1 protein-coding gene is annotated in these 544 nt (G+C 39.7%); it reads right to left on the reverse strand.

Annotated features, from left to right (window positions below):
* Nucleotides 1-14 precede the first annotated feature (14 nt).
* The coding region (locus tag ACP7BU_RS15340; protein ID WP_155860759.1) for an IS6-like element IS1006 family transposase at nt 15-544 on the reverse strand (530 nt) is incomplete at its 5' end.

The raw sequence follows: 544 nt of genomic DNA on the forward strand, positions 1-544 counted from the left end.
CCTTTAAAAAGTACTTAGAGACCGAAAACCCTGTTGATTAGACACACTTCACCCTGAGGCTGACCATAATAAAATGACGATGCTTGTCCTTTACGTAGTGCACGCATGACTTCAATACCTTTAATTGTGGCATAAGCCGTCTTCATAGATTTGAATCCTAATGTGGCCCTGATGATCCGCTTTAGCTTGCCATGATCACATTCAATCACGTTATTTTTATACTTAATCTGCCTGTGCTCAAGGTCTGGTGGACATTTACCTTCCCGTTTTAACCGTGATAAAGCACGTCCATATGTGGGTGCTTTATCCGTGTTGATCACTTGTGGAATTTGCCACTTCTTCACATTATTTAAAATTTTTCCAAGAAAACAATATGCTGATTTGGTATTACGTCTAGAAGAAAGATAAAAATCAATGGTATCGCCACGTTGATCGACTGCACGATACAGATAAGACCATCGTCCATTCACTTTTACATAGGTTTCATCAATATGCCACGAGCTCAGATCTGTAGGATTACGCCAATACCAGCGTAAACGTTTTT

This window comes from Acinetobacter sp. 40AMC3-4, from assembly GCF_049898185.1.
Taxonomy (GTDB): Bacteria; Pseudomonadota; Gammaproteobacteria; order Pseudomonadales; family Moraxellaceae; genus Acinetobacter.